We start from the raw sequence: 17,876 nt of genomic DNA on the forward strand, positions 1-17,876 counted from the left end.
TTAACCCCCTCCCTTAGTAAAGGGAGGGCTGGGGAGGGATTCATTATCCAAGTCAATCATGGTAAAACCTTTTTCTGCCAAAAATTCATACGCCTCGCTAAAGCGTTGATATAACGGCTGATTATAGACGATAAAAATATCCACTCTCGGAAAATCTCGCAAGGTAAATACTGCCGTACTCATAAAGGTATAAAGCTCATAACGACAATGCGGATTGGCGGTTAGCTCATCGGACAGATAGTCTTCGATGATTTTCTCGCTATGAATCACCGTCATTTTATCGCTAAAATCGAGATTTTCTCTGGGGTGCGGACAAAAATACTCGGTTTGATAATCACGAATCAGTTTATCTACAACCTCATGGTACACCGTTTCACCGACAAAATTATCAATCGCTTGTCCAAGAATTAGGCGTTTCACTTGATTGGTTTCGACTGCGGTATTTTCACTATTTTGCGTTAGCAATTCAATGACTTGGATGTTTTCGACAAGGTTTTTTTCATGCGGAAAAATGGTGTAATGGCGTGCCGTTTTTGCTAGAATCGATGGAATATCAGGATAGCGAATACCGACCAACTTTTTAAACAATCGCATCGGCAATGATTTTGGTAACGGATTAAAATAAGTGGAATTGGGGAAAATATTGGCTGTACCATCATCAAAGGTGTAGAGCTTGCTAAATTTTACTTTAGAAATAACATATTGCAAAAACAACACATCTAAACTAGCAAGGTACGCCCCTTCAATTGGTTGTTGCCAAATACCGAATTGTTGTAGCGTGGTTTTTAAACGGTTTAACGTGGCAAATCGCTCGCCCCACGTTTGGTTTTTTAGCTCGATAAAGGCAGATTGTTGGCAGACTTTAGCAAGTTGTTGATAATAATGATGATGTTTAGGATTGTCACCATACGGCAAATATAAGCCGATAAATGCAGATTGGCTGTTATTAATTTGATTGGTTTCGATAATGCGTTTGGCAATCAAAACTTGTAAGGGCGTGATACAGATAATGAGGTTCATTTGCTAATTTTTTCTTGATTAACCTGTAAGCTAAAATAATATAAAAATGGTAAAATCGCCACGTTACTAACGATGGTCGCCAATGGTACATAGCTCAATGCCATTCGGCTAGTCACCCATAACATCGCTAAATAAATAAGGGTCGATAGCACCGAAGCCGTGGCAATTTGGCGATTTTTGGCATGATAAAATAAAAAATTAACCAACAAAAGATAAGGAATCGTCAGCGAAAACGCCCCCACAAATACTGCCGTATAATACTGACTATCGGCAAAATTCGCCCCCAACACCCATGCAAATACCGCCTTTGGCACAAGCCACGCCACCCCTGCCAACACAGGGGCAATCGCAAAACTTAACCAAAACCAACGCTGTAATTGGGCTAGGCGGATAGTATTTTTCTTTAATTTTTCATACAGATACGGCACACTGGCACTGTTGATTGCCATAATCACAATGCTTACGCTACTGGCGATTTGCACCCCTGCCGAGTACACGCCCAACGCCTCGCTACTAAACTGCTGATAAATCATCAAGCGGTCAAATTGCCCTTTTACCGTATAACTTAACGCATGAAACAGCAACGGGAAACCGAACAATAGTAAATAGCGAAACCCCAACATAAAACGTCTTGGGGTAACGGCAAAACGCAAACCAAATTGTCGCTTGGCAAGCCATAACGCACCGATAAAAGTCAAACAAAACGACAACGCCACCGCTAGCAAGCGTAACGCCACTTTATCGCTGTCAATCAGTTGAAACATTAGCACGGTAAACAGCACATTGCTCAACGCCAAGCTGATTTGAATAGCAAAATAGCTAAGTGGGCGTTTTTGGCATTGGCGTAGGGCAAGTTGGTTTTGCACAAGGCTTTGGAACAGGGCGGTCAGACAGGCATATAGCAGTAATTCATCGCCCAATAGTCCACAAATAACGCTCGCCAGCCCCCACACGATGGCACTATACACACCACCTGCCACCAATACATTACCCAACCCATGTTTACCATACACATAGTAATAGCGTGTCAATGCCCCACTTTGGGAAAGGCTGACAAAAATCAATAAAAATGCCGTGACTGCCGTGTAATACGACAATGACCCAAACCCTGCCGTTCCCAGTTGGCGTGTGAGATACGGCAACAGCAAAAACGGCACGGCTTTGGCGGTCATCTCGCCCATGACATACACGAGGCTGTCTTTGAGTAGGGCGGATTTGGCAAGGGTTTGTATTTTGGTTAGCATGGGAAATTTAAATCACGACTTCACAATCTTATCCCAAGCCGTTGGCGTGTTTTTGACAATATCAACCGCCACTTTTTTACCCAATAATTCATCATAAAACTTCGGTGCAAGCCCAAATCCTGGACGAACGCTACGAATATGCTGTGGCGTAATGACCTCGCCTGCCTGCATATCTTGCACAAAATAGAGCGAACGGCGAAATTGAGCATTGCCGATTTCACTCGACTTACGACCATAATCCACCTGCCCCAAGGCTTGCCAAGCGGTTTTGCTATCACGGCAAAGGGCGGTCAATTCATCAGCTTCGAGCGAAAAACTGTCATCCGCCCCACCGCCATTGCGGTCTAGGGTCACGTGTTTTTCGATGATACACGCCCCCAACACCACACTACTGATGGCAGTCGTATTATCGAGCGTATGGTCGGACAAGCCCACTGGCACGCCAAAGCGAGTTTGCATATCCAAGATGGTGCGTAGGTTGTAGTCCTGTGCAGGGGCAGGATAGCCACTCACACAGTGCAATAACGCAAGCTCACGACAACCACCGTCACGAGCGGATGCGACCGCCTCGGCGATTTCATCACTGTCCGCCATGCCTGTGGAAATAATCATCGGCTTGCCTGTACTGGCAACGTATTTAATCAGGGGTAAATCCACCGCTTCAAACGAGGCGATTTTGTACGCAGGGGCGTTTAAGTCTTCGAGCAAATCTACTGCGGTATGGTCAAACGGTGAGCTAAACATGGTAATGCCGACTTTGCGAGCGTAGTCAAACAGGGGCTTATGCCAATCCCAAGGTGTGTAGGCTTGCTGATAAAGTTCGTACAGGGTGCGACCGTCCCACAGTCCGCCATGAATTTGAAAGTCTGGGGCGGTGCTGTCAAGGGTGATGGTGTCTGGGGTGTAGGTTTGCATTTTGACGGCATCTGCACCGCTTGCCTTTGCCATGTCGATAATGCGATAGGCGTTGTTAATGTCGCCATTGTGGTTGGCGGACATCTCGGCGATGATGTAGGGGGCATGGTCAATGCCGATGGGGCGGTTGTTGATTTGGAATTGGTTTTTAGTCATGGATTATTTCCAACGATATAAATAAGGTTTAATCAAGCATTTGAATATAGTAAACAACTCTTTTAGGTCAATCGTTTCATCTACTGGCAATGATAAAATTAAAGGCTTTGGTTTGCCAGTTTTACCAATTTCTTGAATAATTTCAATGGGCATTTTATCCTTTATCATAATTGGCTCTAACTCATAATAAAGCTTCTCTCGCCAACCCAACTGATATTTGTCTAACAACTCAATGTAATACAACATCATGCCAAACGTGATTATTCGACCATCCAAGCCATATCGCCTATGTTGTAATTCGTAGCCAAAACCTAACTCAGGAATCCCATCTCTAATAGGGTAATATAAGACAATATCTTTGTTTTCTGATGTGATATCTTCGCTACATTGTCCTCTTTCACAATAACCATAAGTGTAGTTATTATCTCGATAGCGAATATAAACACTTTCATGATTATAGGCAAATTGATAATCACCGACTTTAAAAGGCAACGTTAAATTTGCTTGTGAAAATAAACTTTTCAATTCATCAATAAAGGCTTGCTCATACTGATTCATGCAGAATCTCTCAAAACAAAAACTTATCCGCCATCAATTTAAATTCCACCACATCAAACACCTCACCATTGACATAATAATGCTTGGCTAAAACGCCTGTTTGCTCAAAACCCAATTTACGGTGCAATGCCAATGATGGCTCATTATATGCCAACACTTGAGCAGTGATTTTGCTAATCCCATTGGTATAAAGAACAGCCGTATTAAAAATCTTAGCGATTGCTAACACCCCCAACGCAAAGCCTAACCCCTGCCCTTTTGGACTAGTCGGGGATAAATAAAAACCCCAAGTTGCGGTTTTTTCATCGTTTTTGACTTTCGTTGACGTTAAAGTTTGATATTTATCGAGCGTGATTTGGGTCACATTGGCAAAGCCCATCGGCTCATTATTAACGCTAAAAATCATCAAATGCACATTAGGATTAGCAAGCTGTTTGGCAAACCATTTTTCATGCTCAGCCAAGGCGATTTCATCTTGCCCAAACATATATTGTCGCACATCGACATGATTTCGCCATTGCCAAATCATCTGCGTATCGTCTTCAGTGGCTTGTCGCACCTTACCATATTGCAAGGTTTTAGCAAATTCAAGCCAATTCGCCACACGTTTTGCCCCATGACCATCGACTAACTTGGCAGATTGACGGCTGAATTTTGCATAATTTTCGCTTAATTCATTCAATAGGCTAGGTAACTGCTCATCGAGTTTGGCAATGTCACTGACCACTTTTACCACATTTTGTTGGGCTAACGCCTCGGCAATCACCTTTTGATTATCCGCCAACACCAACAGCACCATCGGCAAACCCAAACAACAACGCTCCCAAGTCGTGCTACCACTAGCCCCAATCGCAATATCCGCATTTACCATCAGCTCCGCCATATTACTGACGTTGACAAGGACTTCACAAGGGAAAGGGGCGGTTTTGGCAAAAGCTTGCACGATTTGGCTATGCGGTGCAGTTTTACCCATTACCACTGTTACATTTAAAACAGGGATGTTAACAGAAGTGACATTAAAAGACGGTTGGGTAGATTTCGCCAAACTTTGCAAAATTTTGAGCGTAATATTATCTTTATCAACACCGCCCAAACTGATAAGAATGTTTTTTGATTTGGTTAAATGCTTACGTCTGCTTAGGCTAAATTCTCGCCACTCGCTAAATTCTTCACGCAACAAGGTATAACGAGTGCCTAGCAGTAATTGACAATGGGATGGGACAAGATTTTGATAGTCGTCAGCTTTTCGCCCAAAATTTTGGTCAAGCAATATCTCACAGTCATGCTCACGGTCTGCCAAATCATCAATTGCTAAAATTTTAACATTTGGCAAAAACTGTTTGGCTTGCTGTTCCCAAGTTTTGCCAATCGCATAATGGTCGATAACCAGCCAGTCGGGTTGCAGGGCGGTTAATATCGGCTGACATTCGGCAAAGTCATCGCTTTCACTGACACCTAGCCACTCGCTGTGTGGATGATTTTTTGCAAACGCATGAGGCACAGGTTTGGCTAACAGCTGAACATCAAAGCCTTTTTGCGTGATAAAATCCGCCAAATGCCCCGCATGTTCACGACAAATAAAGCTCACCGTATGCCCTTGTTGGCGTAGCCTATCGGCAAGGGTCAAGCAACGCATGATATGACCGCTACCAATTTGCAAACTTGCATCTGCTCGAATGACAAAACGCATGATTTTATTCCACTCTAACCAACGTGACAAAGGGCTTATTATATAAGCCCTTTGATAAAAAATATAGCAATACACGCATCAAGTCAGCGAATTAAATTGGTTTGCCAGAGCTATTACGGCGAGCGAACCCATCACGGCTACTTTGCTTTTCACGGTTAAATTTATCGCCTTTGCCACCTTTAAAATCACCCTCTTTACGGCGTTTTGGGGCATCAAAACCATCTTGACGGCTATCGCCAAACCCATCGCTACGCTTGCCAGCACGGTGGAATGGCTTGCTATCACGGTGTTGGCTGTCACGGTCACGGCTAAAACCGTCATCTCGTGAGCGTGCTTTAAAATCCTGTGAGCGATTGGTGCGTTTATCGCCTTGACCTTGACCGTCACGCTGATGACCAAAGGTTTCTTCTACCATGCGAGGTTTACGTGATTTATCAAAACGTGGCTCGGATGAGCGATTGTCAAAACGCTCATTTCGCCCTTGGCGGTCACCACGTTTTTCAAAGCGTTCGCCGTGGTCTTTATCAAAACGGTCTGAACGTTCTGCATGACTAAAGCGGTCTTTGTTTTTAAAACCATCTTGACGCTCACGTTTGAACTCATTGTTAAAAGGTCTATCCGATGATTTTGCCGAACGCTCGTAACGGTCATCTTGTGAGCGTCTTTCGAAACGAGGTTTGTCACCATGATACGGACGGCTGTCACCAAAGTCTTCACGTTGACGGCGTGGCTTGAAATCACCATCACGCTCAAAACGTGGTTTATTGTCAAACCTATCAAATTTGCCAGACTTTTCGGCATGGCGTTTTTCATAACCACTGGTATCATGGTTTTTGCCAAAACGATTGTCCGAACGCTCACCACGTCCTTCAAAGCGGTCTGAACGCTCAGAACGATGCTCTGAACGGTTATTAGAACGGTTGTCAAAACGGTCATCTGAGCGATGGTGTGGACGGTCATTTGAACGGTCGTTTGAGCGATTGTCAAAACGGCTGTCCGAACGTCCACCACGATTTTCGCTGTAGCCACGGCTATCACCACGTCCACGACCACCGCCAGAACGGTTGTCACGACCACGACCGTTGCCATCACGACCACGTCCACGACCTTCAAATTTTTCCACAAAACGTGGCTCTAAGCCCTCAATCGTGGTTTCTTGAATATCACGTTTTAAGTAACGTACGATATTGCCAAATTGACGGCGGTCATCACGACTACATAGATTGATGGCAATCCCTGTACGCCCTGCACGTCCTGAGCGTCCGATACGATGTACATAATCTTCGACTTGACGAGGCAAGTCATAGTTAAACACGTGGGTAATATTCGGTAAGTCAAGACCACGAGCCGCCACATCAGTCGCTACCACGATGTCATATTTGCCACTACGCAAATCTGCTACGATGCGGTTACGCTTGCTTTGTGGCAAGTCACCATGCAAATAACAGGCTTTGTGTTCCCACTCACGTAGGCGTTCGGTCAGCTCTTCGGTACTGCGTTTGGTCGCCGTAAAGATAATCGCTTGTCCACGCTCTGGGTCACAAATGATATGTTCTAATAATTTGTTTTTATGCTCAAAATTATCACAGAAATATACTTTTTCTTCGATATGAGCGGTTTCGACTTTGATATTAATACGCTCTGGATCAGTGGTAAAGCTTTCGGCAATTTTACCTACCGCACCATCCCAAGTCGCTGATGACATGATGGTTTGACGATTGGCAGGCGTGGCTTTTAAAATCGCATCAATATCATCGGCAAAGCCCATATCTAGCATACGGTCAGCTTCATCAAGAATCAAAATTGACAGGCTCGACAAGTCCACACGTCCAGCATTGATATGGTCAAGCAAACGACCAGGCGTTGCGATAATGATTTGCACGCCTTTTTTCAACGCACGAATCTGTCCGCTATATGCCGAACCACCCACCAACGGAATACTAAACAAATCACGCATTGACGAGCCATATTTACGGATACTGTCTGCGACTTGGTGAGCCAATTCACGAGTTGGGGTCAAAATCAAGGCTTGCACCGCTTTTGGTGAATTTTTGCCACGTTTGACATTGTTTTCTGGGCTGGTATGAATATGGTGCAACACAGGCAACACAAACGCTGCCGTTTTACCACTACCTGTTTGAGCCGATAGCAACAAATCACGACCTGCCAATGCTGCAGGAATCGCTTGGGCTTGAATTGGGGTTGGGTTGGTATAGCCTGTGGCTGTGATACTTTTCAAAATCACAGGGGCGAGACCCAATGCTTCGAAGCCCTCACCTTCATCTTCATCCCTTACTTCGTCATCTACATCGACTTCATCTGCCAAATGAATGATAACATTCTCAACTTCATCTTCTTCGACTACATCCACTGCCAGTGGTAAATCAGCTAATTGTTTTTCGGTTTCTGTTTGGGCTGGTGCTTCGTTGGCGTTATCAAAAAAACTATCTAAAGGGTTTACATTCGTCATAAAAATCTCATATTTGGTTAAGCGTGTTTGTTCAAAAAAGTTTTAATCCCGCTACATCTCACATCAAATTTATTTGTGGGATTAAAGCCCCTCTTTCATAAAGAGGGGTTGGGGAGATTAAAAATGTCAAATAAATAACAAGTATCGCCCATCAGCGATATCAAAATTTTTTGGCTAAAAGCAAACACGCAAACCAAAACTGCTCAATCAAGCGAGTTTTATATGATTTATAAAGAAGAAATGTCTAACACTATTTAAAACAAATAATGTTTATTATCAAATGGTTAATAGTAATGATTAAAAATCATCCTGACCATTTACAAGGACAGTCGTCTAAAATGTTATGACAAACGTGATGTTGATAATATTTGGAAATTAACTTCTGCTAGCTGATTTAATCGCTAGAAAAGTTTCAATGACCTAAAATAACATAGAAACATGACGTTGCTGTAAGCGTATTATGTGAATCATAAAATCACCCAGCATCATCAAAATTGCCGTTCGGATACTTTTGGTTAAGCTTAAATTATATCTGCTTAAATAAAAGTTATCATTGGCACAAGGCGGGGTATTTATAAATTAGCCAATCCAATCAATTACTAAATTATTGGACAAAAAAAGAGTAACCCCACTAGCACATCTTCGGCACACTCAGGAACTGCTACCGTTGCTACCTTCCGGTCCTGGCGGGGTTCGCAGTCGCAAGTTGCGAAGCTACCAATGGGATTACCGAGGTGAAATTATATAGATAAACTTTGATATAAGCAAGCGGTTTTTCACAACCGTCTAAAAATATTGGCTGTATGCCCAATTTTAATAGGACTTACGCAAATTTTGAATTTATCTTACTGAATTAAAGACACTAGACCCCTGCCTACGCAGGGGTGACGAGTAAATTACAAATATTCCGTCATTCCTGCGAATGCAGGAATCCAGTGTCTTTTGCGTAAGTCCTATTTAAATTAAAACCATCAAATGCCTAGCAAGAAATCTGTAAATAATCGGCAATTTTTTTACCTTTCTTGCACAAATCCCCCCTAGCAATTTGCCCCAATAATTTTTACAATTTTATAAATTGTTACAATTTTACCCAACCTAATAAAAGGAAATTTTATGACTATGTTAAAAAAACTTGCCCTAACCAGTGCCTTAGCCCTCACGACCCTTACCAGCCTACCTGCCACCGCCATGCCAACAGGAAACGCCATGACTACCAACACCCTTAATTATGGTTTGCTAAACTTTTCCGCCTCTGCCAGTCGCAAAGTCGATAACGACCAAATCAATGCCAGCCTCAATAAAACCGTACAAAACAAATCGAGCAGTGAAGTGGCTAACCAAATCGCCAAAACTCTGAACCAAGCGGTGAGCATTGCCAAAAAATACCCAAATGTGCAAGTCACCACTGGCAACCAATCAACTTACCCACAATATGATAAAAATCAAAAAATCATCGGTTGGATAGGCAATGCCAATCTTAATCTAAAAAGTACCGATACCGTAGCGACCAGTAAACTCATCGCAGAATTACAGTCATTTATGACCATGGATAATTTAAACTTTTCAGTATCTGATGAGTTACAAAAAAAAGTCGAAAAAGAATTGACCATTGAGGCTTCTAAAGAATTCCAAGAGCAAGCCAAAGCCTTGCTTCCTGTGTGGAACGCCCGTGATTATCAACTAGTCAATCTTGAGTTTAACCAAAGCGGTGGCTCATACGGTCGAGCCTACGCCCAGCCTGTGATGATGATGGCGGAAGCTGGCTCTGCCAAAGTCGCTGACCAAAACTTCCAAGCAGGTGAAAGTACCCTGTCAGTGACCGCAAATGGTCAAGTACAGTTGGTGAAATAATACTCCATACTAAACAAAAAATCGGTCTATATTGACCGATTTTTTGTTTATAAATTGATGTTAATTTTTATTTTTTTATACCACGGCAACGCATCGTAGGCTTTTTTGGCTTCTGCCATCGCTTTACGTTGTTTTTGAATGGCAATGTTATTGGGCAAAATTTGCAGTTGGCGACTAGTCGAAGCCACGACTTCCCCTTTGATATTTTCGACTTCAACCGTCAAGGTATAGGTATTGGGGTCTAAGGTATCGGTTTCGATGGCAACTTGATGTTCTTGACTGGTCGATAAATGCTTACCATTTAGCCGATAGACCAGCCTATCCCCTGCTCGTAGGCGTGGACGTAATTGCACATCAACCGCAATCGGCTGTACCACTCGGCGATATGCCATATTCGGAGCTGGACTGAGCAAAGTCAGCTGATAATCGCCTCGTTGACTTACCTTCACGATGGGGGCAGATAACGGCTGATTATTAGCATTGATGCCATTATTTGTGTTTACCACGGCTTCGACCATTTCATTTTCAACAGTTTGCTTTGTGGTTTCAGCAATTGGGGCTTGAGTGGCTAAACTTTGCGTATTTTGTGTCGCAGGAGGAGCATTACGCCCCAATTGGTCTAAGACTTTGAGCTGTTGGGTACTTTGAGCATATTGGTAGGCGATATTGGGATTGTCGGTATACACGACACTGCCATCCGCTTTGATGGTTTTATACACTTCTGCCCAACTTAGGCTCATTGGGCTAATTAGGTTGATACAACCAAGCGTGGTGATGGCTAAATAACGAAATGTGTTTGCCATTGGGATTATTCCTATTGTTTTTTATCATAGCAAAATAAAATTTTCGCCTTATTTTAGCATGAATTTTTGTTGAACAAACTGTTTGGCATAAAAAAACCCAACTCACGCAGAGTCGGGTTTTTCAAAGATTTTGACCGATTAACAGCTGTAGTACATATCAAATTCGATTGGATGTACTGATACGTTATAACGCTCAACTTCTTCTTTTTTCAAGTCGATGTAAGCATCCAACATTTCTTTAGTGAACACGCCACCTTTTAGCAAGAACTCATGGTCGTCTTTTAATGCTTGTAGAGCGACTTCTAAGTTCTCTGCCACGGTTGGAATCAACGCTTCTTCTTCTGGTGGCAAGTCGTATAGGTTCTTGTCAGCAGCTTCGCCTGGGTGGATTTTGTTTTGGATACCGTCTAGGGCAGCCATCAACAAGGCAGCAAAGCATAGGTATGGGTTACACGCTGGGTCTGGGAAACGAGCTTCGATACGTTTGGCTTTTGGGCTAGACACGTAAGGAATACGGATTGACGCAGAGCGGTTACGTGCTGAGTAAGCCAGTTTAATCGGTGCTTCGTAGTGTGGTACAAGGCGTTTGTAGCTGTTGGTTGATGGATTGGTAATCGCATTCAACGCACGAGCGTGCTTGATGATACCACCGATAGCGTACAATGCAGTTTCTGATAGGCCTGCGTATTCGTCACCAGCAAAGGTGTTTTTGCCATCTTTTTGGATTGACAAGTGAACGTGCATACCTGAACCATTGTCACCTACCATTGGTTTTGGCATAAAGGTCGCAGTTTTGCCGTATTCGTGTGCGACGTTGTGTACCGCATATTTGAATTGTTGTACTTCGTCTGCTTTGCGTACTAGGGTGTTGAATGATACACCGATTTCTAGCTGACAAGAAGCAACTTCGTGGTGGTGAACTTCGACACGACCTTCGCCCATGATGGCTTCAACAGCGGCACACATATCGGCGCGCATATCTTGTGAGCTATCAACGGGTGGGACTGGGAAGTAACCGCCTTTGACACGTGGACGGTGAGCGTAGTTACCGCCTTCCATTTCTTTGTCAGTTGACCATGCTGCTTCGTCCGCAGAAATGGTATGTCTTGCGCCTGACATATCGATTGACCATTTTACATCGTCAAATACGAAGAATTCTGGCTCTGGGCCGAAGAATGCTGTGTCACCGATACCTGTTGATTTTAGGTATTCTTCAGCACGGCGTGCGATAGAACGTGGGTCACGGTCATAACCTTGCATGGTTGATGGCTCGATAACGTCACAAGTCACGACAACGGTAGTTTCACGGAAGAATGGGTCGATAAATGCAGTTTCGGCATCTGGCATCAAAATCATGTCAGAGGCTTCAATGCCTTTCCAACCTGCGATTGATGAACCGTCAAACATTTTGCCTTCTTCAAAAATGTCTTCATCCATGCTACTCGCTGGGTAGCTTACGTGTTGTTCTTTACCCTTAGTATCAGTAAAGCGAAAATCCACCCACTTGGCTTCGCTTGATTTGATTAAATCTAAAAATTTATTTGACATAATACCTGTTCCTTTTGCACTAAAAAATAAAAAAACCTTTCGCCACTTTATACCCTTTTTGGTTTGCTGACAAGGGTAAAATTCAGCATTTTTTATCATAACATTGATACAAATTTGCAAATGCTACTTTGAAAAAAAGACGCTTGACCCCTGCATTCGCAGGGGTGACGAAACTTAAAAAAATCGCCATTCCCACGAATGTGGGAATCCAGTGTCTTTTTATGCAAGTCCTAATTAAGTAAGCTATTATAATCATTTCAATTTATATGCCAATTTGTCATTGGCTATTTATTAAAAATATAAATATTTGAAAAATAAGCTATTTTTATAAAAATATTTTTCATGCATATCATATTCCCACATTTTTCTCATTTTTTTATCAATTAAGTTTACGTTAAATCTGTAAACTTTTTCAATTTTATAAATAAAATGCACCTTTTTGATGATTTTAATTTCTAAAAAATCTATTTTGGTGCAAAATTGCTATTTCTTGGTTGATTTGGCGATATTTTTGGGAAATTTTGCGTATTTTTGGGGATAAGTTAACAAAATCATTAACTAAGGCTTTTTTTGTTACGATTTTTTGTCTAAACTGTAGCGTTTATTTGGTGTTAACGCATGATGGGAGAACTGGTATGAACCCAGTATATATTACCTTTGCATTATATCTGCTGGTAGTGCTAGGGATTGGCTTTGTGGCGTATTTTGCCACTCGCAATTTTGATGATTATATCTTGGGCGGTCGTAGCCTCGGTAGCTTTGTGACAGCAATGTCGGCAGGGGCTTCGGATATGTCTGGCTGGCTGTTAATGGGCTTACCCGGTGCGATTTATGTGTCTGGGCTGAGTGAGTCGTGGATTGCGATTGGCTTGGTGATTGGGGCGTATTTTAACTGGCTGTTGGTAGCAGGTCGCCTGCGTGTGCATACCGAGTTTAATAATAATGCGTTGACCTTACCCGAATATTTTCATCATCGTTTTGGCGGTGGATTGGCGGATGGTAATCGGCTAATTAAAATCGCTTCGGCTTCGATTATTTTATTTTTCTTTACCATTTATTGTGCGTCAGGCATTGTGGCTGGGGCAAGGTTGTTTGAAAGCCTGTTTGAGATTGACTATAGTACAGCGATGTGGCTTGGGGCGTTTGCGACCATTATTTATACCTTTATTGGGGGCTTTTTGGCGGTCAGCTGGACGGATACCATTCAAGCCAGTTTGATGATTTTTGCCCTGTTATTTGCCCCTATTATGGTGTATTTGAATTTGGGTGGAATGGATGAAATTCATTCAGCCATTGCGATGGCAAGTCAAGCCAATACCAAAAACTACGCCAATGTATTATTTGGCACGTCATTTGTTGGTATTATTTCGGCGGCAGCGTGGGGCTTGGGTTATTTTGGACAACCGCATATTTTGGCTCGTTTTATGGCGGCTGATACGGTGAAATCCTTGACCAATGCACGCCGTATTGGTATGACGTGGATGATTTTGTGTTTAGCAGGTGCGGTGGCTGTGGGCTATTTTGGTTTGGCTTATATGACAGTGCATCCTGACCAAACAGCGATTTTAAAAGATAATAACGAGCGTATTTTTATTGGTTTAGCTCAATTATTGTTTAATCCTTGGATTGTCGGGGTGGTGTTATCAGCGATTTTGGCAGCGGTGATGAGTACGTTAAGTTGTCAATTATTGGTGTGTTCAAGTGCGATTACTGAGGACTTTTATAAGGGCTTTATCCGCCCCAATGCCAGTCAAAAAGAATTGGTATGGATTGGGCGTGGGATGGTGCTAGCGGTGTCGTTGGTGGCGATTGTGATTGCCCAAAACCCAAATAGCAAAGTGCTTGGCTTGGTATCGTATGCGTGGGCAGGCTTTGGGGCGGCGTTTGGTCCTGTGGTGCTGTTGTCGCTATTTTGGAAACGCATGACCAATGCTGGGGCGTTGGCAGGTATGATTATTGGTGCGTTGGTGGTGATTGCGTGGAAACCTGTGACTGGTAGTAGCTTATATGAGATTGTTCCCGGTTTTATTTTGGGGCTTATCAGTATTGTAGTGGTGTCACGTTTGACCAAAGTGCCAACGGAGGTCGTCAATCGATTTGACCAAGCCAATGAAGCGTTTTTAAAGGCAAAATAAAGCACATAATATGACTATATAGTCACACATTTATGTAAATATTGTGGCTATATAGTTGCCAAACCATTAATTTTTCTTTATGCTTATGACAGTTTTATGAGAAATGTTTGTTAATTTATTGATGTTTTTGACAAAAAATCAATGCCCTCATAAGAAGCAATACCTACATGGTAGTTTTTTTGTGTTAAATGGAGTTTTCTATGTCTGCTAAAATCAATACATTAGCCCTTGCTGTGGCTACCCTTTCTGTTACTTCTATCAGCCATTCGGCAGGTCTTGACCGTTCAACCCAACCTAGCTGGGCATTCACTCAAGATGGTACGTTTGCTTATATCGAGCATATCACCATTGACCCAACAATTGCAGGACATGATGCCAAAGCCCCAGCTTCTGCCACGAGCTATCAAACAGGCAAGCCAGTATCAGATATGGCAGAAGATTATCACTTCCTAAACTTTGGTGCAAAAGCGGATGTAAATGACCGTGTTAGCCTTGGTGCATACTTTGACCAACCTTGGGGAGCGGATGTTCAATTTACAGGCGATAATAACTTCGTTGGTGCACCAACCAATGTTATCAATGGTCTTTATGCTCAAACAACCAAAGCGTTAAATGATGCAGGTTTACCTGTAACTATTAATAATGCAACTGACTTACAAAATACCATTAGTGATATTAATAATCAAATTACTGCAGGTAAAACCCAACTTGCTACGGCACAAAATACACTTGACCAATTATTAAAAGTTTCTAATCCTACCACACAACAACAAGCCCAAATCACAGGATTACAGACCGCTATCACAACTGGCACTGCCAATCTACAAAAAGGGCAAACCACTTTGACTCGCTTAGGAGCAACCCAAGCAACCACAAATAGCTTGGCTAAAATCCAAGGCGGTACAAATGTCACCGTTAGTAGCCAAAACTTTACAGGATTGGTGGGTGTCAAACTCGGTGAAAAGAAAAACATCCAAGTATATGGTGGTCCTGCGATTCAAAAACTAGAAGGCGATATTCACTTACGTGGCAATGCCTATGCAGCCGCTTCAGGGTATGATGAAACAATTCCATCAAGCACGGGTTATGGTTGGGTCGCAGGGGTCGCTTATAGCAAACCTGAAATTGCTCTAAAAGCATCGCTAACTTACCGTTCAGAAATCGACCATGATACCAATATGGTTGAATACTACCCAATGGCCCCTTTAGCCAGTGGTGGTAGCTTATCTAGCCGTCAAATCAATAACGTAACTGTAACCACGCCAGAGTCCATTAATCTTGACTTCCAAACAGGTTTAAACCATACCACGTTATTAACTGCAAAAGTACGTTATGTGCCTTGGAGCGAATTTAAAGTAACCCCTAAACTTTACAATGCCGTATCAAAAACAGCCAAAGACCCTGCAACAGGTCAACAACTGTACCCTAATGGGCTAGATTTATTATCATATTCTGATGATGCGTGGTCAGCCGAAGTGGGTATTGGTAAAAAACTTAGCCCAAAATGGGGGGTTTCTGGCTCAGTGGGTTGGGATAGTGGTGCAGGCAATCCTGTAACCTCATTAGGTCCAGTCGAAGGTAACTGGAACGTGGGCTTGGGTGCAAAATATAACATTACCCCAGAATGGTCTGTTTCTGCTGGTGCAAAATATTTGATGTTTGGTGATGCTAAAGCCAAACTACCTACTGGCACTTTGGTGGGTGATTTTGCTGATAATGATGGTTTTGTATATGGTCTACGCCTATCGTATCAAAAGAAATAATTTTTAAGCCATTTAACAAACTTTTTAACAGCCCCTTAACCGATTAAGGGGCTTTTTTATCGGATAAAACACTATCCATTTAACAAATTTGTTGTCTGTTTTTCACCTCTTTAAAGTCAGAACATGATAAAATATGTTACTGATTTATCAGCAAACTTTCTAAAAAGTAAACATTTCATTTTTATACACACTCAACTTATCCCAAAGTTAAAGTTGTAGGGGCGTAACACTTATGCCCTTTTACGATAATAGAAATTGGGATTAGTATTACACTAAAATAAGGAAATATTTTATGTCATTTAAACTTCGCTCATTATTTGTTGCCGTGGCAGGTATCTCTGCTTTTTCAGCTCACGGTGCAGGGCTTGACCGCTCAACCCAACCGAGTTGGGGCTTGACCCAAGATGGTACGTTTGCTTATGTTGAACATATCACTATCAGCCCTGAAGTCGCAGGCAAGGATAGTGCAAGCAAATCCACAGGCAATATGAGTGAAGATTATAACTTCTTGAATTTTGGGGCAAAAGCGGACATTAATGACCGTGTCAGCATTGGGGCATTCTTTGACCAACCGTGGGGAGCGGATGTTCAATTTAAAGGCGATAATAACTTTGTGTCACCTACCGTAGATAAACTACAAGACACTGTCACAGCCGTTACACAACGTGTTAATAAAACGCAACTTGACCTCATTCAACAATATACACCTGCAGTACAAGCAGGAAAAATGACCCAAGCTGATTTGAAGAAATTGATTGCTAGTAAAATAGCCAATGAGTCGATTGGTGTGAAAGCTGTTGCCTCAACTGTTGGCGAAGGCACAAGCGTCACTGTAAGTAGCCAAAATGCCACCCTAGTTGGTGGAATAAAATTGGGTAAAAACAATAACTTCCAAGTATATGCAGGCCCTACTATCCAAAAACTTGAGGGTGATATTCATTTACGTGGGATGGCATATGGGGTATTGTCTGGCTATGATGCTTATATCCCAAATAGCAACGCTTATGGTTGGTTAGCAGGGGTCGCCTATAGTAAACCAGAAATTGCCCTAAAAGCATCCCTAACTTACCGTTCAGAAATCGACCATGATGCAACATTTGATGAAAGTATCCCTGAATCAACTGCCACCGCTCTGACTGGTTTTACAGGCTCGCCAGTTGCTCTACCCCATAGTTTTTCACAAAAAGCTACCATCACTACCCCAGAGTCATATAATTTAGACTTTCAAACAGGGCTAAATCCCACCACCCTTTTGACTGCCAAAGTACGCTATGTACCTTGGGGTGATTTTAAAGTCACACCACCTGCTTATCATAGCTTAGCAAAAAACCTTGGGAAAAACCTAAATATCGTTGATTACTCAGATGATGCGTGGACAGCCGAAATCGGTCTTGGTAAAAAACTAAGTCCAAAATGGGCGGTATCAGGCTCGGTTGGTTGGGACAGTGGTGCAGGTAATCCTGCTTCGTCACTAGGTCCAGTCGAAGGTAACTGGAACGTAGGATTGGGTGCAAAATACAACATCACCCCAGAATGGTCAGTTTCTGGTGGGGCAAAATACCTAATGTTTGGTGATGCCACTGCTCAATTACCAGACCATGCTACCAATGTTGGTGAATTTGCTGATAACGATGGCTTTGTCTATGGCTTGCGTCTAACTTATCAAAAGAAATAATGTGTAACCCATATAAGTGCCAAATAAAAACCCACAATTTTGTGGGTT

11 protein-coding genes, 1 other RNA gene and 1 pseudogene are annotated in these 17,876 nt (G+C 42.6%); 4 read left to right on the plus strand and 9 right to left on the minus strand.

Annotated features, from left to right (window positions below; genetic code table 11):
• The 7 genes and pseudogenes from ACK1U4_RS03625 to ffs all read right to left on the minus strand — a co-directional run bounded on the left by ACK1U4_RS03625 (nucleotide 1) and on the right by ffs (nucleotide 8,776).
• Nucleotides 1-1,020 carry a glycosyltransferase family 52 gene (locus ACK1U4_RS03625; RefSeq protein WP_419400010.1) on the minus strand — a complete coding sequence of 340 codons (1,020 nt, stop codon included), beginning with the start codon at nucleotides 1,018-1,020 and terminating at the stop codon, nucleotides 1-3.
• The gene (locus ACK1U4_RS03630; protein WP_419400011.1) at nucleotides 1,017-2,264 is read right to left on the minus strand and encodes an oligosaccharide flippase family protein; all 1,248 of its coding nucleotides are present in this window, start codon (nucleotides 2,262-2,264) and stop codon (nucleotides 1,017-1,019) included. The genes ACK1U4_RS03625 and ACK1U4_RS03630 overlap by 4 nt, the downstream gene beginning before the upstream one ends.
• A 12-nt stretch (nucleotides 2,265-2,276) precedes the next feature.
• Nucleotides 2,277-3,335 carry a pseudaminic acid synthase gene (pseI, locus tag ACK1U4_RS03635; RefSeq protein WP_419400012.1) on the minus strand — a complete coding sequence of 353 codons (1,059 nt, stop codon included), beginning with the start codon at nucleotides 3,333-3,335 and terminating at the stop codon, nucleotides 2,277-2,279.
• 3 nt (nucleotides 3,336-3,338) lie between these two features.
• Complete coding sequence (locus tag ACK1U4_RS03640; protein ID WP_419400013.1) at nucleotides 3,339-3,893, minus strand: hypothetical protein; 555 nt, start codon at nucleotides 3,891-3,893, stop codon at nucleotides 3,339-3,341.
• Nucleotides 3,894-3,903: 10 nt separating this feature from the next.
• Nucleotides 3,904-5,583 carry a UDP-2,4-diacetamido-2,4,6-trideoxy-beta-L-altropyranose hydrolase gene (pseG, locus tag ACK1U4_RS03645; protein WP_419400014.1) on the minus strand — a complete coding sequence of 560 codons (1,680 nt, stop codon included), beginning with the start codon at nucleotides 5,581-5,583 and terminating at the stop codon, nucleotides 3,904-3,906.
• Nucleotides 5,584-6,217: 634 nt separating this feature from the next.
• A pseudogene (locus ACK1U4_RS03650) lies at nucleotides 6,218-7,909 on the minus strand (DEAD/DEAH box helicase); the annotation flags it as partial.
• Between the two features lie 770 nt (nucleotides 7,910-8,679).
• An RNA gene (gene ffs / locus ACK1U4_RS03655) (signal recognition particle sRNA small type) lies at nucleotides 8,680-8,776 on the minus strand.
• Nucleotides 8,777-9,166: 390 nt separating this feature from the next.
• Between ffs and ACK1U4_RS03660 the strand changes: the two genes are divergently transcribed.
• Nucleotides 9,167-9,904: an SIMPL domain-containing protein gene (locus tag ACK1U4_RS03660; RefSeq protein ID WP_419400015.1), complete on the plus strand. Its 738-nt coding sequence runs from the start codon at nucleotides 9,167-9,169 to the stop codon at nucleotides 9,902-9,904.
• A 47-nt stretch (nucleotides 9,905-9,951) separates the two neighbouring features.
• Here ACK1U4_RS03660 and ACK1U4_RS03665 read toward each other — a convergent pair whose 3' ends face one another.
• Nucleotides 9,952-10,707, minus strand: coding sequence for a DUF4124 domain-containing protein (locus ACK1U4_RS03665; protein WP_419400016.1), 756 nt, complete (start codon nucleotides 10,705-10,707; stop codon nucleotides 9,952-9,954).
• Nucleotides 10,708-10,845: 138 nt separating this feature from the next.
• Nucleotides 10,846-12,255, minus strand: coding sequence for a type I glutamate--ammonia ligase (gene glnA, locus ACK1U4_RS03670; protein WP_419400017.1), 1,410 nt, complete (start codon nucleotides 12,253-12,255; stop codon nucleotides 10,846-10,848).
• A 635-nt stretch (nucleotides 12,256-12,890) separates the two neighbouring features.
• On the opposite strand from glnA, the gene putP reads away from it, so the two are divergent.
• From putP to ACK1U4_RS03685, 3 genes are all read left to right on the plus strand, one after another.
• Entirely contained in the window at nucleotides 12,891-14,390 is a 1,500-nt protein-coding gene (putP, locus tag ACK1U4_RS03675; protein ID WP_419400018.1) for a sodium/proline symporter PutP, read from the plus strand.
• 200 nt (nucleotides 14,391-14,590) lie between these two features.
• Nucleotides 14,591-16,153, plus strand: a complete 1,563-nt coding sequence (locus ACK1U4_RS03680) for an outer membrane protein transport protein (protein WP_419400019.1) — start codon at nucleotides 14,591-14,593, stop codon at nucleotides 16,151-16,153.
• A gap of 292 nt (nucleotides 16,154-16,445) precedes the next feature.
• Nucleotides 16,446-17,828 carry an outer membrane protein transport protein gene (locus tag ACK1U4_RS03685; protein ID WP_419400020.1) on the plus strand — a complete coding sequence of 461 codons (1,383 nt, stop codon included), beginning with the start codon at nucleotides 16,446-16,448 and terminating at the stop codon, nucleotides 17,826-17,828.
• The last annotated feature ends 48 nt before the right edge of the window (nucleotides 17,829-17,876 follow it).

The organism is Moraxella sp. TY6 (assembly GCF_048551375.1).
In the GTDB taxonomy this organism is placed as follows: domain Bacteria; phylum Pseudomonadota; class Gammaproteobacteria; order Pseudomonadales; family Moraxellaceae; genus Faucicola.